The sequence below is a fragment of the Priestia sp. MDV22-iso46 genome (assembly GCF_058629175.1).
The window spans coordinates 108,852-125,778 of the sequence record NZ_JBZVWT010000006.1; the positions used below are offsets into that span (position 1 = coordinate 108,852).

Here is a 16,927-nt window from a genome sequence, read left to right on the forward strand (position 1 = left end):
ATTCTCATAAATTGTCAGGCAAACTAACGAAAAGCTGATTTCCTTGTTAGGAAATCAGCTTTTTTATATAGCGTAAGTAGCCGACGGTTGAAAGAAGGTTTACAACGTATAGAAGAAAGAAATAATATAGGAAGCAAAATGTAACGGATGCATTATTTGTTATAATAAAAATAAAACTACTTATTTCTTGAAAGGGTGACATGATGATACTAACGAATCGCGAAGAACAGCTTTTAGAAGAAATCTATAAATGGGAAGAGAGCTTACAGAGTGTAGAAGCAACTGAGATGGAGTTATTGTACGAAGAGTGGTTAGAAAAAGGGCTTAACTTAATTCCAGCTTCTGTTCGTGAGACCTATTTACATAAAATTGATGAGGGACTCTTTCAGTTAACTGCATTAATTCAAGGTACGGAAATGCAAACTCAAGCGACAAAACGAATTATTGAAACCGCCCGTGTATTCAAAGAGGATATCACAGATCTGTCAGAAATGAATTCCCTTCAAGTAGATCAGCTTTCTTATATATGCGAACAGCAAATGGCCAAGCTTCGATTGTATGCGCTGAGTCAAGGAGCACTTTCAGGAACCGGACAATCGCTGCTAGTCGGTATTGATATACCTGCTGTTTTATGCATGAATATTCAAGCGGTGCAACAGGCAGCAATGAGCTACGGCTATCATATCCAGACTCCTTCAGAGCTTATGCTAACGCTAAAAGTTTTCCATGCAGCAACGTTACCTAGACACCTTCAGGCTCAGGGGTGGCATCAATTAAAGAGTGAGTTAAGCCAAGAATTTGACCCGTATTTTTATGAAGGTGTTGATCAAATTGTAGATAAAACGTGGCTGCAAAAAATCGTTGTGCAAATCGGGAAAACGCTAGCTATATTCGCTGCGAAGCGAAAAGTTTATAATCGTTTGCCAATTGTGAGTATGATGGTTGGCGGAGGGATGAATTATCGAATGGCCAAACAAGTGACAGATTATGCAAAGCGCTTTTACCAATACCGCTATTTGCTGGATAAGAAAAACGAGTCTCATTAATTTTTCATGAGACTCGTTTTTTTGTCTATCCGTGAACTTTTTTTGATATTTCCTCATTTGTTCGATACCAAATCCACAAATCATTAATAATAGAAGCAAGTTCTCCTATCTCGCTATTTAATTCACAAGAGCGGATAAAATTAGTCTCATCTTCTAACGCCGTTTGTTTTTGATTAATACTCTTTTCTAAAGATTGAATTTTGTCTGGAATCTGTCCCCGAATGGATTCCCATGTTAGGAGGATATCCTGCTGAACTTTTTCAGAATAGAATGTCCATTCTCTTTCAAGAGCAGGAATTTTTATACCGAGTCTGTTGTCATAAGTAAAAAAGCGCTCCATTTTTTCACCTCTTCCCTTCCATTTTATACAATGACAAAAGCCACAGCTACTGTAAATGAAAAATAAATCATTTATACTTGATTTATGCATATAAATATACACAGTGTGTAAGAAAGAAATATTCATTCATGTCTATTTTTACAGTATTTTAAGAGATTTTACCCTATTAAATTAAAATAAATGTGAATTTATATACTTTTTTTTGAATAACTATTGAAAATAGATTAAAAAGTTGTTAAAGTAATAGTAGATTAAATGAATAAAAATTAAAACGGTTGTATTAATATATATATAATTTGTGGGAGGAATAGATAATGAGTAATCCAAAAGTTGTTTTAGCATATTCCGGAGGTTTAGATACATCAGTTGCAATTAAATGGTTACAGGAAAAAGGGTACGATGTAGTAGCTTGCTGTTTAGATGTAGGCGAAGGAAAAGATTTGAAATTCGTTAAAGAAAAAGCCTTAACAGTTGGAGCGGTATCATCATATGTGATTGATGCAAAAGAAGAATATGCCAATACATTTGCGTTAGCAGCACTTCAAGCACACACATTATATGAAGGGAAATATCCATTAGTATCTGCACTATCTAGACCGCTAATCGCTAAAAAGCTTGTAGAAGTAGCAGAACAAGAAAATGCAGTAGCTGTCGCACATGGATGTACGGGAAAAGGAAATGACCAAGTGCGTTTCGAAGTATCAATTAAAGCATTAAATCCACACTTGGAAGTTTTAGCTCCTGTTCGTGACTGGAAATGGTCTCGTGAAGAAGAAATCGAGTATGCAAAAGAAAAGAATATTCCAATTCCAATTAACTTAGACAGCCCATTTTCAATTGACCAAAACTTGTGGGGAAGAAGTAACGAGTGTGGCGTTCTTGAAGATCCTTGGGCAGCTCCACCTGAAGAAGCATATGACCTAACGGCTTCTCTTGAAAACACTCCGGACACAGCGGATGTAGTAGAAATTGAATTCGTGGAAGGTGTTCCAGTATCATTAAACGGTCAATCTTACACGCTAGCTCAGTTAATTCTAGAATTGAATGAAATTGCAGGTAAGCACGGAGTCGGACGTATTGATCATGTAGAAAACCGTCTTGTGGGAATTAAATCACGTGAAGTATATGAGTGTCCAGCTGCTATGACATTAATTAAAGCACACAAAGAGCTTGAAGATTTAACATTAGTGAAAGAAGTAGCGCACTTTAAACCAGTGATTGAGAAAAAATTAACAGAAGTTATCTATGAAGGTTTATGGTTCTCTCCATTAACAAATTCACTGCTTGCATTCTTAAAAGATACGCAGCAATATGTGAATGGAACAGTGAGAGTAAAACTATTTAAAGGGCATGCTATCGTAGAGGGACGTAAATCTCCTAATTCTTTATACAATGAAAAACTTGCAACATATACAAAAGAAGATGAATTTGATCACAATGCAGCAGTTGGTTTTATCTCATTATGGGGACTTCCAACACAAGTGAGCAGCATGGTAAATCAAAAGAAGGTGACAACGGTATGACCAAACTTTGGGGAGGGCGTTTTACGAAACGCCCTGAACAATGGATTGACGAGTTCGGTGCGTCGATTTCATTTGATCAGCATCTTGTAGAAGAAGATATTGAAGGCAGTTTAGCACATATAACAATGCTTGAGAAATGCAGTATTCTTTCTGGAGATGAAGCGTCACAAATTAAAAAAGGCCTTCAAACACTGCTTGAAAAAGCTAAGAAGAAAGAATTAACATTTTCTGCTCAATATGAAGATATTCATTTAAATTTAGAAAAGTTATTAATTGATGAAATTGGTCCGGTTGGAGGAAAGCTTCATACGGGTCGAAGCCGTAATGATCAAGTTGCTACAGATATGCACTTATATTTAAAAAAGCATGTTCAGCAAATTGTAGGGCTGATTGAAAATCTAGAAGATGTATTGCTTACAAAAGCAGATCAGCATGTTGAAACCATTTTTCCAGGCTACACACATTTGCAGCGCGCGCAGCCGGTTTCTTTTGCTCATCATTTAATGGCATATGTTTCAATGTTCAAGCGCGATGCTGAACGTTATGCGGAATCGCTGAAGCGTATTGATTTATCTCCTTTAGGAGCAGGAGCTTTAGCTGGTACAACATTCCCAATTGATCGTCATTATAGCGCTGAGCTTCTAGGCTTTAATGGGATTTATCAAAACAGTATGGATGCTGTCAGCGATCGTGACTTTATTTTAGAGTTTTTAAGCAACAGTTCTATTTTAATGATGCATTTATCTCGTTTTTGTGAAGAGTTAATTTTATGGTCTAGTCAAGAATTTCAATTTATTGAAATGGATGATACGTACGCAACGGGCAGCAGTATTATGCCTCAAAAGAAAAATCCTGATATGGCGGAGTTAATTCGTGGTAAAACAGGACGAGTATATGGTCATTTATTTAGTCTATTGACTGTGTTAAAAGGCACGCCTTTAACATACAACAAAGACTTGCAAGAAGATAAAGAAGGCATGTTCGATACGGTTACAACGATTGAAGGATGTTTGACCATTTTTGCTGGCATGATCGAAACAATGACAGTAAAAACAAATGTTATGGAAAAAGCTACGAAACAAGATTTTTCAAATGCAACGGAGTTAGCTGACTATCTTGCTTCAAAAGGTATGCCGTTTCGTGAAGCACATGAAGTGGTTGGGAAACTGGTTCTCGTTTGTATTCAGAAAAATATCTACCTAATGGATTTGCCGCTTGAGCAATATAAGGAAGCGTCAGATTTATTCGAGGAAGACATCTATCATGTATTAAGTCCAAAAACAGCTGTTAATCGCCGTAATAGCGCGGGAGGAACAGGATTTGAACAAGTAAAAAAAGCAATTCAGCTAGCTAAAGATGAATTGCACGAAAAAACATCGATATAAAAAAGTTATCAAAACGTCCGCAGAAAAATCTGCGGGCGTTTTTTGATGTGAGATAAATGGTATAACTAGAGCATTTAAGAAGAAAATAGAAAAGATCATGTAAGGGATTATGAAGTGAAGTTCACATTCGTAAAGAAAATAGAGTGAAAAAGGAGAAGTGACATATGAAAGACAAAAAACATCCGCAGCATGTATATGAATATGATTTTGAAGGAGAAAAAGAGACATCAAGACAGCTGATGGATTCTTATTCAAGCGGCGTCATTGGCGATGCTATGGCTTCTGTAGTCGAAAATCCAGAAGCACAGAGTGATAACGAACTATATGAATAACTAGATGCATATACTGTATATAGACTAAGAAAAGCAGGATTATGCTGAGTTCTATCGAAAGGTAACGTCATAGTAAATCCGGTTTTCTAAAGGATTTGGTGTGGCGTTCTTTTTTCAGTTAATCACTGATATAAGAAAAGAGGGATAAAGGTGAAAATTGGAGTGCCGAAAGAAGTAAAAAACAATGAAAATCGCGTGGCTATTACTCCAGCTGGTGTTACAGCTTTAGTTAACGGTGGGCATGATGTATATATTGAAACACAGGCAGGAGAAGGCTCTGGATTCCATGATGAAGATTACACAAATGCAGGAGCTTCTATCGTAAATACTGCAAAAGAAGCATGGGATGCTGAAATGGTTATGAAAGTAAAAGAACCGATTTCAGAAGAATACGGATATTTTCGTGAAGGACTGATTTTGTTTACGTATTTACATTTGGCAGCTGAAGAAGCATTAACGAAAGCATTGATTGATAAAAAGGTGGTAGGCATTGCTTATGAAACTGTACAGCTTCCAAACAAAAGCTTGCCTCTGTTAACGCCAATGAGCGAAGTTGCAGGAAGAATGTCTTCTCAGATTGGAGCTCAATTTTTGGAGAAAACCAAAGGTGGCAAAGGGATTTTATTAAGTGGAGTTCCAGGCGTGCAAAGAGGAAAAGTAACAATTATTGGAGGAGGAGTAGCAGGAACCAATGCTGCTAAAATTGCGGTCGGATTAGGGGCTGATGTTACAATAATTGATTTAAACGCTGATCGCCTTCGCCAGCTTGATGATTTATTTGGTAAAGAAGTGACGACATTAATGTCAAATCACTACAATATCGCACAATCTGTAAAAGAGTCAGATTTAGTGATAGGAGCGGTTCTCATACCGGGAGCTAAAGCGCCAAAGCTTGTCACCGAGGAAATGGTTCAAACGATGTCAAAAGGGTCCGTTGTAGTTGATATTGCTATTGATCAAGGGGGGATTTTCGAAACAACTGATCGCATTACCACTCACGATAACCCGACTTATTCGAAGCATGAGGTCTTGCATTATGCTGTTGCTAATATGCCAGGAGCTGTTCCCCGCACGTCGACCTTAGCACTGACCAACGTAACGGTGCCTTATGCTCTGCAAATAGCAAGTCAGGGATATAAAAAAGCATGCTTAAAAAACCCTTCCCTTCTTCAAGGCATCAACACCCTAAATGGGTTTGTCACTTACGCGGCTGTAGCAGATGCACACGGTCTCACTTACGCTGATGCAACAACTTTATTAGAGCAAGCATAATAAGGCATGTTTTTGCGCAGTTTGTGATATGATAGCCGCGTATTCACTTGTTTTGTAACCAAAACGGACGGGTAGAATATAGAAAAGGTTAGTGTAAAAGGAGAGAATAAATGATGCACGTTTCTTACCATGGACATTCTATTGTTAAAATTGAAACAAAAGGAAAAACAATTTTAATTGACCCGTTTATCACTGGAAATGAATTAACAGATTTAAATGCTGAAGATGTAAAAGCAGATGTGATTTTACTGACTCATGGCCATAATGATCATGTAGGCGACACGGTTGAAATTGCTAAGCGCAGCGGTGCACTTGTTGTGGCAGTAGCAGAATTAGCTACATATCTTAGCTGGCAAGGCTTAAACGTACATCCAATGAGCATAGGCGGAGCCTATACATTTGATTTTGGCACGGTAAAATTGACGCAAGCTTTCCACGGTTCAAGTTATACAGAAAATAATGAGAAAATTATTTATACAGGAATGCCGGCTGGTTTGCTTTTAACGATTGAAGGAAAGACAATTTATCATGCTGGAGATACGGCTTTATTTTCTGATTTAAAGTTAATTGGTCGCCATGAGCCTGACGTAGCATTTCTTCCAATTGGAGATAACTTTACAATGGGACCTGAAGATGCGGCTATCGCGGCGGAATGGGTGCAGGCAAAGCTTGTTGTGCCGATTCACTACAATACATTCCCTGTAATTAAGCAAGATCCTCATCAATTTATTGAGTCTTTATCTGGTATTGAAGGAAAAGTATTAAAAGTTGGAGAAGGATTGGATCTTTAATCATAAATAGAGGCTGGGACAAAACGATTTCAGTTAAAGTTAAAAAAGAACGAGTAATCGATAATATCGATCACTCGTTCTTTTTTTATTGTTATGGTGAACGTAGGTTTCATATATGTAGCGGCTTCTAGCTGTTGATTGGAGGGCAAGACGAAGACTCCTGCGGGAAAAGCGGAATAGGTGAGACCCCGCAGGAGTGCAAGCGACGAGGAGGCTCACCGGCCGCCCGCGGAAAGCGAAGTCTTGCACGGAAATCAACTGCGGTGTCACAAGCGGTTCAGCTCATGTCTCACGTTTGTTCGTCTTTAGATTGAATCGATGCAGTTATGTCTTAATCTCTTTTTATTTGTAAAGAAACGTTCTGCTTTTTTTACTTCCCTGCATACGATAGTAATAATAAGGAGGGAGAGCTATGGAAAAAAATCGAGTTATTTTATCGCTTTTATTATGCGGAGTGATGCTTTACTATGCAATGCCGCACTTAGTGTTAACAACTTCGAGTTTGCAAGGGATTTTTAGTATAAGCTGGCTTACCTTTGCTCTTTTTGTAGCCGGAGGAAATTTGTCATCACTGCTTTATGCACCGCGCCGCAAGAAGGCAGGTATTCAAAAAAATAGTGCGAGAAAGCCTTTGCGTCAAAGAGGTTAGATTGAATCCATTTCACTTCCCCCGTATAATAAAAGAAAAGACATATGAAACGTAAAAACGTTTTAGAAGGGTGAAGTACACGTGGCGACAAAACATGAGCAAATTTTACAGTATATCGATTCGCTTCCAATTGGTGAAAAAATTTCAGTGCGCCAAATTGCCAAAGAACTGAATGTCAGTGAAGGCACGGCGTACCGAGCAATAAAAGACGCGGAAAATAAAGGATATGTTTCAACGATTGAACGAGTTGGGACCATTCGAATTGAACGAAAGAAGAAAGAAAACATTGAAAAGCTCACGTTTGCTGAAGTAGTAAACATCGTAGATGGACAAGTGCTGGGCGGACGTGAAGGTTTGCATAAAACGTTAAACAAGTTTGTTATTGGAGCGATGAAGCTTGATGCTATGATGAGATATACCGAGGCCGGAAACCTTCTTATCGTAGGGAATCGAGTAAACGCTCATGAATTAGCTCTTGAAGCAGGAGCAGCCGTGTTAATTACGGGCGGCTTTGATACGGAAGAATGGGTTAAGAAGCTTGCGGATGATCTTAAGCTTCCTATTATTTCAACGAGCTATGATACGTTTACAGTTGCAACGATGATTAATCGTGCCATTTATGATCAGCTGATAAAAAAAGAAATTGTGCTTGTAGAGGATATTTTAACACCTATCTCTGAAGCGGTTAGCTTGCAGTTAACCGATACGATTGAAAAATGGCATGAATGTAACGATAAGACTCACCACAGTCGTTTTCCTGTAGTGGATCAGCATATGAAAGTTCACGGTATGGTCACCTCAAAAGATGTTATTGGATATGACCTTTCTACTTCAATTGAAAAAGTAATGACGAAAAATCCCATGACGGTTCATGGGAAAACATCGGTCGCTTCTTCTGCGCATATGATGGTATGGGAAGGGATTGAAGTGCTGCCTGTAGTGGATGATTACCACCGGCTAGAGGGCATTATCAGCCGTCAAGATGTTTTAAAGGCGCTGCAAATGATTCAGCGTCAACCGCAGGTAGGAGAAACCATTGACGACATTGTAACCAATCAATTTATGGATGTACAAGAGACAAAAGAAGCACCGGTGTATCGCTGTGAAGTAACGCCGCAAATGACGAATTATATGGGGACTATTTCATACGGAGTTTTCACTACTATTGTAACGGAAGCCGCCAATCGTGTTCTTCGCTTATATAAAAAAGGTGATTTGGTTATTGAAAACATCACCGTTTATTTTATTAAGCCAGTTCAAATTGAAAGCGTAATTGAAATTCGTCCTAAGCTATTAGAACTTGGTCGGAAGTTTGCTAAATTAGATGTAGAAGTCTACAATGCCGGGGTTGTAGTAGGGAAAGCGATGATGATGGCTCAGTTATTGGAAAGAGTATAAAAAAGAAGCTGCTCTGCAGCTTCTTTTACATTTGATCAGCTTCTTTTATTGCATAAGGCTGATAGTACTTGTAAGCTTTGATACCGGCTAATATGCTGCCTGAACCGAATAATACAAATAGTATGCCGATGATAAGCGAAAGGCTTGTTTCGTAAATAAACCATTGATTGATTCCAAAAAATAATACAAAAGAGCCAAGACAAATACTTGACTTAGCGGAAATCCATTTTCGTTCCATTGGGCGTTTCGAACGTACGTATTTTACTTTTAAATACATGTAGAAAACAAAGGACACAACGATTAAAATCATAAAAAATGGCACAGACGCCCCTCCAGTCCGGTGTATTTCTATCTGTAATGTTTCTAGATGTTAGTAATGCGTAGTGTTGAAAGTGTTTACAGTAGTATCTATTATTTTACAGGTCGATGACAGAAAATTCTACTAGTGATTGATTCTTCTTTTAAAAAAGAGAAGAGATATGATTTAATAAATAATATGGATACAGCGCTGTGGAAGTGTAAGTGCATGTGGTGCGTACATAAAACAAGAACAGTATTGACAGGAGAGAGAAAATGAAAGCACAAATATTAGAAGCTATTAAGCAGTTTGACACCATCATTATTCACCGGCACATTCGTCCAGATCCAGATGCATACGGATCTCAGTGCGGATTAGCGGAATTGTTAAAAACATCTTTTCCGGAGAAGAAGGTATACGTAACGGGAGAAGAAGCGGAGTCATTAAAATTTTTATACCGTATGGATGACATCGCTGATGACACCTACAAGGATGCGCTTGTCATCGTTTGTGATACGGCTAATGAAGCACGAGTATCAGATCAGCGCTACGTAAATGGAAAAATGGTCATTAAAATTGATCACCATCCAAACCAAACTCCTTATGGTGATTTGCTTTGGGTTGAGACGTCTGCTTCTTCAACAAGCGAAATGATTTATGAATTTTACTTGGAAGGAAAAGAAAAAGGATTATCTCTGAATGATGAAGGAGCAAAGCTGATCTTCAGCGGTATCGTCGGAGATACGGGGCGATTTTTATTTCCAAATACAAAGCCGAAAACGTTTTGCTATGCAAGTGAATTGATTCAATATGGTTTCAATTTTAAAGATGTATATGATCAGTTATACAAAACAAAAGAAAACGTCGCTCACTTACATGGATATGTGCTACAAAACTTTACGATGTCTCCAGCAGGAGTTGCTCATATGAAAATTCCAAATGAAATTCTTCGCAAATATGATGTGACACCAGCTGATGCCTCTCAGCTAGTCGGTTCGTTAGGGCAAATTGATGGAGTAAAAACGTGGGTGTTTTTTGTGGAGGAAGAAAATCAAATTCGTGTTCGCCTTCGTTCAAAAGAGCTTGTCATTAATACAATTGCTAGAAAATACAACGGAGGAGGCCATCCTCTTGCGTCCGGCGCTTCCATTTATTCATGGGAAGAAGTAAAGCCTTTACTACTTGATTTAGAAGAGCTCTGCAGTCAGGAGTAATCTGTAAAATAAGCCGTTGATTTTAAATCAGCGGCTTTTTATAGTACTTTTTCCATCTTTTTAATTCGAACTTCAATCGAAAGCGTTGTATAAAAATAAATTTGATGAACTTCAACTTCATAAATCGTTTTATCGAATTCGTATTTTTTATTTTCAATTGCTTTTTTTAAGATATCCCTGCTTCGATACGCACTTTCAATATCTTGGGCAATTAAGTGCTGTGCTTCTTCGTCGACGCTTTTTTGAATATTGTATTCAACCACAGAGTTTACTTTATAACGATTGCCGTTTACTAATTTTACTTTCACATTCTGAATAATCAAATGCTGCTTCATTTCCTTGTTTAATGCTTTTACATCTTCTTGCCATGCGCTAATTTGCAAATTTGCTTTTTCTAGCTTATCATTAGCAATTCGAACTTCTTCTAGCTCTTTATCTCTTGAAACGCCATAAATCGTTAAAAACACCCCCCAGCTAACAATTGCTCCAATGACTATACCGGCAAAAAAACGCTGCCAGTCGGAGCGCTTGAACATTCGCTCGCTGGGTACCCTCATACAAAATGCTCCTGAGTTAACCACTTGATGATAAGAGCCCCGGTCTGAGCTCCTCCCATAGCGGATAGAATTAAAAGGATTTGTTTGAATACATCTTTTGTGGCTCCTTCAAAGAGTCCTCGCTCAAAGCTGTAAAACGTATCAAATGTTCCTCCAATTGCTCCGACAATTGCCCAGATTTTCAAACTATTGCTGAGGGTATGCATGACGTATAAAGGAGATTTTCCAATTAAAAACCCCGCAAATGCTCCAATTAATGAACCACCTAAAATAATACCTAATGAAGTGAAGTAACTCCAAATGAAAAGAGACATAAAAGGCTCTTTTGTCATGACGTGTCCTCCTTTACTATTTTATCAATGAATCACGCTTCCTACATATATATGGACAAACGCTCAGAGTTATGTAATTTGTCTACGCCGGCAACAAAATTTATAATAAGAATAAAGAATTAAAGAAAGGTGGGAAGTCCTGTGCCTTTTGTTCACTTGCAGCTTCAAAGTTCTTATAGCTTACTAAGCAGTTCCGTTCGTATTCATGAACTTGTAGAAACAGCTAAGAAAATGAACTATGAAGCGATAGCTTTGACTGATGAAAACGTGATGTACGGAGTCATTCCTTTTTATAAAGCCTGCGTGAAAGCGGGGATCAAGCCAATTATTGGGCTCACATTATCAATCCTAGAACATGAAGAAAGCGAGCGAGCGTACCCTTTAGTTTTGTTAGCGGAAAATGATAAGGGATATGAAAATCTATTAAAACTAAGCAGTTTAGTTCAAACCAAGGAAAAACACGGTGTAAATAAAAAATGGCTCCATCATTACAGCGGCGGGTTGATTGCTATTACACCCGGTGTAACTGGAGAGATTGAAACCCTGCTAGCAGAAAACAAACTTCAAGATGCCAAGCAAGTCCTTCAATTCTTTAAAAAAGTATATTCGCAGTCTTTGTATATATCGATACAGCGCCACGGACAGGATGAAGCTTTTATAAATCAGCAGTTAACGGAACTTGCTGCTGAAGAAAATATCCCGCTTGTTGCGACGAATCAAGTGAAATATTTAAAAAAAGAAGATCGGGATGCATATGAGTGTTTAGCAGCTATTCGAGACGGAGAGAAATTACATAGCGATGAAGATGAAGAGGTAAAAAGTAAGAGCAGCGAGTACTATTTCAAATCACCTGACGAAATGGAAGATCTCTTTCATGACCAGCATTTTTTAATAGAAGAAAGTATAAAAATCGCAAGACGATGCGAGCTCGAAATTTCTCTAGGCGTAATGTCCATTCCAAAATATCCTGTTCCCCCGTCTGTTACATCATCAGCCTACTTGCGCACTCTCTGCGAAAAAGGATTGCAAGAAAGATTTCAAGTGATCACGGAACAATACGAGGAACGCTTGGATTATGAGCTGAACATTATTGAAAATATGCGCTTTAGTGATTACTTTCTTATCGTATGGGATTTTATGAATTATGCTCATGAACACGGTATCTTAACGGGCCCAGGCCGTGGTTCAGCGGCAGGCTCACTGGTCTCATACGCCTTGCGAATTACAAATGTTGATCCAATTCAGCATCAGCTTTTATTTGAGCGCTTTTTAAACCCTGAACGTATTTCGATGCCTGATATTGATATTGATTTTCCTGATAACAAACGAGATCAAGTCATTCAGTATGTGGCTCAAAAATATGGAGCGCTGCATGTAGCTCAAATCATTACATTTGGAACATTAGCAGCTAAAGCAGCCGTACGTGATGTAGGGAGAGTGATGGGATTTGATCAAGAGGCGCTAAACAAAATGTCCAAAGCAATTCCAACTAAACCAGGTACAACGTTAAAAAGCGCTCTTCGTGATTCAAGAGTTCTTCAAGACTATTTATCTGAAAATGAAGCCAGAAAACAATGGTACAACATTGCCATGAAGATAGAAGGACTGCCAAGGCATACTTCTACGCATGCAGCAGGCGTTGTGATTAGTGAGAAGCCGCTGACGCAATCTGTAGCTGTACAAGAAGGGCATGATGATGTATATCTGACTCAATATCCAATGGAAGCTCTGCAAGACGTTGGGCTTTTGAAAATGGACTTTTTAGGTTTGCGCAACTTAACCATTTTAGATCATATTTTAAAGAAAATTGAGCGGGACATGAATCGAAAGCTGTCACTGTCTCATATACCATTTAACGATCAGAAAACTTTTGAACTGCTGAGTAAAGGGGATACGACCGGTATTTTTCAGCTAGAGTCAGATGGAATGAGAAGAGTGCTTCAGCAATTAAAACCTACAGAGCTAGAAGATATTGTAGCAGTTAACGCGCTGTATAGACCTGGTCCGATGGAAAATATTCCAACCTATATTAAGCGCAAGCATGGAGTGGAGAAGGTAATATATGATCATCCTACGCTTAAAGACATTTTACAATCCACGCACGGCGTTATCGTGTATCAAGAGCAAATTATGCAGATTGCTTCAAAAATGGCCGGTTTTTCTCTTGGAGAAGCAGATTTGTTGAGAAGAGCAGTTAGTAAAAAAGAACGGGCAGTGCTGGATCGTGAACGAGCTCATTTTATCCAAGGAAGCAAGAAGAAAGGATATGACCTATCCGTTGCTAATCGAGTGTATGACCTTATTGTGCGTTTTGCTGATTATGGCTTCAACCGAAGTCATGCTGTTGCTTACAGTATGGTAGCCTATCAGTTAGCTTATTTGAAAGCACATTACCCGCTACAGTTCTTTTCAGCTTTACTAACGAGCGTTATTGGAAACGAAGGGAAAATTGCTCAATACATTAATGAACTAAAAAGAAAAAAAATACAAGTTCTCCCGCCTTCTATTAACAAGAGCATGTATTCGTTTAACGTAGAAGGTGAAAGTATAAGGTATAGCCTTGCAGCGATTAAACATATTGGTGCAGCAGCTATGCAGGAAATAACAGAAGAGCGAAAGAAAAAAAGATTTGAAGACTTATTTGATTTTTGTGCCCGTGTTTCACAAAAAGCCGTGAATAAAAAGGCGCTTGAAGCTTTGATTCTGTCTGGAGGCTTTGATGAGTTTGGAGAAAATCGAGCTACTTTATTAGCAACGATTGATGTAGCGTTTGAACATGCAAGCTTGGTACTCCCAGATGATGACTTTGGATTTGGAGCTGAATTTTCGTTAAAGCCTAAATACATGGAAAAAGAGGAACTGAAAATAGAAGATCGGCTTCAGTATGAAAAAGATATGCTAGGTTTTTATTTATCAAGTCACCCTGCTTCTCAGTATGAAGCACTGAATTCCTTTTATTCTGTTGTTTCTCTTCACGATATGAAAGAATACGCTTCAGGAAAAGCGGTCTCTCTTTTAGTATTTGTGTTGGAAATTCGCGTCATTCGAACGAAAAAAGGAGAGCAAATGGCCTTTTTACGTATCACGGATGAAAGTGGAGAAGGAGAAGTTGTTGCGTTTCCCCGCGTATTTGAGCAGAATCGTCTGCTGTTTGAACAAGGTAAGGTTTTACTGATACAAGGAAAGATAGATGAAAGAAATGGGCAGCAGCAAATTGTTTGTCAACGTGCTGAAGCTGCTAGCGAGGCGGTTCAAAAACTACCGTCAGAAGAATTATACTTACGTATAGAAACAAAGCAAGGTACAGAAAAGCTGCTTCATACTATTTACCAGCACTTTCAGTCTCATAGAGGGAAAATCCCCGTGAAAATTTATTATGAGGCAGAACGTCAATTGGTCAAGCTTCCCGTTCACTATTCTATTGAACGAAGCGACGAGTTAATAAAAACTTTAAAAGCAATGCTAGGAGAGAAGCACGTTGTGTTCAAGAAGATATAGTCTTTACAGATTTCATGTGATGTTATATGGTAAAATAGTTAAAAAAGTGGTCTGACCACCGTTTTTTATGAAATATACGAATTAGATGCGTTTTTCTTGAAATGAAATGCAATTGGATTTATAACATCATATGAGTGTGGGAAAGAACATGGTTCAGGCGCAGTATTTGTTATCATTTTGTTTATTGGGAGTGAAATTCATTGTCTTTACGTGAAGAAGCATTGCATATGCACCGCATTAACAAAGGTAAACTAGAATCAAAGTCCAAAATTCCTGTTCGAAACGCAGAGGATTTAAGCCTTGCTTATTCCCCTGGTGTAGCAGAACCTTGCAAAGAAATATATGATGATGTAAACAATGTATATGAATATACGATGAAAGGAAATATGGTAGCTGTTGTATCTGATGGCACTGCCGTATTGGGCTTGGGCAATATAGGTCCTGAAGCTGCTCTGCCAGTAATGGAAGGGAAAGCTGTCCTTTTTAAAAGTTTTGCCGGCGTAGATGCATTCCCAATTTGTTTAAACACGACAGATGTGGACAAAATTATAGAAACTGTTAAATTGCTAGAACCTACTTTTGGAGGCGTTAATTTAGAAGATATTGCGGCTCCTAACTGTTTTGAAATTGAAGAGCGGTTGAAAAAGGAAACAAATATCCCGGTTTTTCATGATGATCAGCATGGGACGGCTATTGTTACGGTAGCGGGCCTTCTTAATGCCCTGAAGCTGACAGGAAGAAAAATGTCACAAATCAAAGTGGTAGCGAATGGAGCAGGAGCTGCTGGCATTGCTATTATTAAATTATTATACAGCTATGGAGTGCGCGATATCATTATGTGTGATTCCAAAGGAACGATTTATGACAAGCGTCCTCACGGCATGAACCGTATAAAAGATGAAGTTGCAGCCTATACAAATCGAAGCAAAGTAGAAGGTACGTTAGCTGATGCGTTAGAAGAAGCGGACGTATTTATTGGAGTTTCGGTTGAAGGAGCACTCACACCGGAGATGATTGGAAAGATGAATCCAGATCCAATCATTTTTGCAATGGCAAATCCGGTGCCTGAAATTATGCCAGAAGAAGCTAAAAAAGCTGGCGCGAAAGTAATCGGCACCGGACGTTCTGATTTTCCTAATCAAGTGAACAATGTCTTAGCGTTTCCGGGGATATTCCGAGGTGCACTAGATGTACGTGCTACTCATATTAATGAAAAAATGAAAATGGCTGCAGTTGAGGCCATTGCTAATTTAATTACGGAAGAGGACTTGAATACAGACTATGTGATTCCAGGTCCATTTGATGCACGAGTGGCTCCGGCAGTAGCCGCCGCTGTTGCAAAAGCAGCTATGGAAACAGGCGTTGCCCGAATAAAAGTAAAGCCAGAAGCCGTAGCTGAAAATACACGTCGCTTAGCGATTATTGAATAAGGTTACATCAACTGTTCTTTGACAGGCATGATGCTTCAAGCATGCCTGTTAAAGTAATGTAAAGTGAGTGGTAGTAAACTTGAAGAATGAACGTTCAAAAGTATATGTAGAAATTCTAAAACAAATTCGCCAGCTAATGGAAGACGATCGTTTAACTACGGGGGATAAAATCCCGTCAGAACGAGAGCTTTCTGAACGGTTAGGCGCAGGACGTTCTTCCGTTCGAGAAGCGCTCAGAGCGTTAGAGCTAATTGGGTTGATTGAAACTAGAAGAGGTGAAGGTACGTTTATTAAAGAAGTAGGGGATCATCAATTTATTGATTTATTAGCTACTTTTTTAGTACAAGACGGTAAAACAAAATCAGATTTAATTCAGACGAGATATATTCTTGAAAAGAGCTGTTTGTATTTTGTTTTAGCGGAACAGGACGAAATCAATGTTTCGAAAGCAATTCAAAAGCAGAATGACGATTGTTTGAAGAACTTGTTTGACTATTTGTTTTCTTTGCAGCCTAATCGGCTATTACACCGAATCTGGCTGATTATTTGCCGCTTTTCTCAAACTTTTCAACAAAACTCAGCGCCAAGCGACACTCTGATAAGTGAATTAGTAGAGGCGTTAGCTAAAAAAGATGAAGCAGCTGTATTAAATCTTCACCATCAGTGCTACAAACAAGTGTGAAAGAAGGAATTTGTCGAAAGAGACATGCCATCTTTCTACACAAAATCAAACAGTCATCTAGTAAAGTAAATAGCAACTAATGAAGTGAAGCGAACAATTCGTCCAATTTTTGTCTATCCGTCACTTGATTTGTATTTGAGGCGGATTTTCACAACTTGTAAATAGTAGAAGAAGAGGAAG

Annotated in this window: 17 protein-coding genes; 13 read left to right on the forward strand and 4 right to left on the reverse strand. The window is 38.5% G+C overall.

Annotation, left to right across the window (positions count from 1 at the left end):
* Nucleotides 1–200 precede the first annotated feature (200 nt).
* Nucleotides 201–1,046 carry an EcsC family protein gene (locus AC4NPH_RS24015; protein ID WP_234419918.1) on the forward strand — a complete coding sequence of 282 codons (846 nt, stop codon included), beginning with the start codon at nt 201–203 and terminating at the stop codon, nt 1,044–1,046.
* A 25-nt stretch (nt 1,047–1,071) separates the two neighbouring features.
* On the opposite strand, the gene AC4NPH_RS24020 is transcribed toward AC4NPH_RS24015, so the two are convergent.
* Nucleotides 1,072–1,386, reverse strand: coding sequence for a hypothetical protein (locus tag AC4NPH_RS24020; protein WP_098534664.1), 315 nt, complete (start codon nt 1,384–1,386; stop codon nt 1,072–1,074).
* A 314-nt stretch (nt 1,387–1,700) separates the two neighbouring features.
* Here AC4NPH_RS24020 and AC4NPH_RS24025 point away from each other — a divergent pair, with 314 nt between their 5' ends.
* The 8 genes from AC4NPH_RS24025 (at nt 1,701) to AC4NPH_RS24060 (ending at nt 8,736) form a co-directional block, all read left to right on the forward strand.
* Nucleotides 1,701–2,909 carry an argininosuccinate synthase gene (locus tag AC4NPH_RS24025; protein ID WP_013059465.1) on the forward strand — a complete coding sequence of 403 codons (1,209 nt, stop codon included), beginning with the start codon at nt 1,701–1,703 and terminating at the stop codon, nt 2,907–2,909.
* Nucleotides 2,906–4,294, forward strand: a complete 1,389-nt coding sequence (argH, locus tag AC4NPH_RS24030; RefSeq protein WP_491939026.1) for an argininosuccinate lyase — start codon at nt 2,906–2,908, stop codon at nt 4,292–4,294. Before AC4NPH_RS24025 ends, argH begins: the two co-directional genes overlap by 4 nt.
* Before the next feature lie 164 nt (nt 4,295–4,458).
* The gene (locus AC4NPH_RS24035; protein WP_013059463.1) at nt 4,459–4,626 is read left to right on the forward strand and encodes a hypothetical protein; all 168 of its coding nucleotides are present in this window, start codon (nt 4,459–4,461) and stop codon (nt 4,624–4,626) included.
* Nucleotides 4,627–4,776: 150 nt separating this feature from the next.
* Nucleotides 4,777–5,898, forward strand: a complete 1,122-nt coding sequence (ald, locus tag AC4NPH_RS24040) for an alanine dehydrogenase (protein ID WP_013059462.1) — start codon at nt 4,777–4,779, stop codon at nt 5,896–5,898.
* A gap of 113 nt (nt 5,899–6,011) precedes the next feature.
* On the forward strand, nt 6,012–6,689 hold the full coding sequence (locus AC4NPH_RS24045; protein WP_013059461.1) for a metal-dependent hydrolase: 678 nt from the start codon (nt 6,012–6,014) through the stop codon (nt 6,687–6,689).
* A gap of 134 nt (nt 6,690–6,823) precedes the next feature.
* Nucleotides 6,824–7,003 carry a hypothetical protein gene (locus tag AC4NPH_RS24050; protein ID WP_155727973.1) on the forward strand — a complete coding sequence of 60 codons (180 nt, stop codon included), beginning with the start codon at nt 6,824–6,826 and terminating at the stop codon, nt 7,001–7,003.
* A 98-nt stretch (nt 7,004–7,101) separates the two neighbouring features.
* The gene (locus tag AC4NPH_RS24055) at nt 7,102–7,338 is read left to right on the forward strand and encodes a hypothetical protein (protein WP_013059460.1); all 237 of its coding nucleotides are present in this window, start codon (nt 7,102–7,104) and stop codon (nt 7,336–7,338) included.
* Between the two features lie 81 nt (nt 7,339–7,419).
* The gene (locus AC4NPH_RS24060; protein WP_013059459.1) at nt 7,420–8,736 is read left to right on the forward strand and encodes a CBS domain-containing protein; all 1,317 of its coding nucleotides are present in this window, start codon (nt 7,420–7,422) and stop codon (nt 8,734–8,736) included.
* 25 nt (nt 8,737–8,761) lie between these two features.
* Here AC4NPH_RS24060 and AC4NPH_RS24065 read toward each other — a convergent pair whose 3' ends face one another.
* Nucleotides 8,762–9,058, reverse strand: coding sequence for a YtpI family protein (locus tag AC4NPH_RS24065; RefSeq protein WP_013059458.1), 297 nt, complete (start codon nt 9,056–9,058; stop codon nt 8,762–8,764).
* A 251-nt stretch (nt 9,059–9,309) separates the two neighbouring features.
* Here AC4NPH_RS24065 and AC4NPH_RS24070 point away from each other — a divergent pair, with 251 nt between their 5' ends.
* Nucleotides 9,310–10,248: a DHH family phosphoesterase gene (locus tag AC4NPH_RS24070; protein ID WP_013059457.1), complete on the forward strand. Its 939-nt coding sequence runs from the start codon at nt 9,310–9,312 to the stop codon at nt 10,246–10,248.
* 38 nt (nt 10,249–10,286) lie between these two features.
* On the opposite strand, the gene ytrI is transcribed toward AC4NPH_RS24070, so the two are convergent.
* Entirely contained in the window at nt 10,287–10,805 is a 519-nt protein-coding gene (ytrI, locus tag AC4NPH_RS24075; RefSeq protein WP_029320005.1) for a sporulation membrane protein YtrI, read from the reverse strand.
* Complete coding sequence (gene ytrH, locus AC4NPH_RS24080; protein ID WP_013059455.1) at nt 10,802–11,137, reverse strand: sporulation membrane protein YtrH; 336 nt, start codon at nt 11,135–11,137, stop codon at nt 10,802–10,804. The genes ytrI and ytrH overlap by 4 nt, the downstream gene beginning before the upstream one ends.
* 141 nt (nt 11,138–11,278) lie before the next feature.
* Between ytrH and dnaE the strand changes: the two genes are divergently transcribed.
* The 3 genes from dnaE (at nt 11,279) to AC4NPH_RS24095 (ending at nt 16,747) form a co-directional block, all read left to right on the forward strand.
* A complete protein-coding gene (dnaE, locus tag AC4NPH_RS24085; protein ID WP_029320008.1) occupies nt 11,279–14,635 on the forward strand; it encodes a DNA polymerase III subunit alpha in 3,357 nt (1,118 codons plus the stop codon).
* A gap of 200 nt (nt 14,636–14,835) precedes the next feature.
* The gene (gene ystJ, locus AC4NPH_RS24090) at nt 14,836–16,065 is read left to right on the forward strand and encodes an NADP-dependent malic enzyme (protein ID WP_013059453.1); all 1,230 of its coding nucleotides are present in this window, start codon (nt 14,836–14,838) and stop codon (nt 16,063–16,065) included.
* A gap of 79 nt (nt 16,066–16,144) precedes the next feature.
* Nucleotides 16,145–16,747, forward strand: a complete 603-nt coding sequence (locus AC4NPH_RS24095) for a FadR/GntR family transcriptional regulator (protein WP_029320009.1) — start codon at nt 16,145–16,147, stop codon at nt 16,745–16,747.
* Nucleotides 16,748–16,927 lie beyond the last annotated feature (180 nt).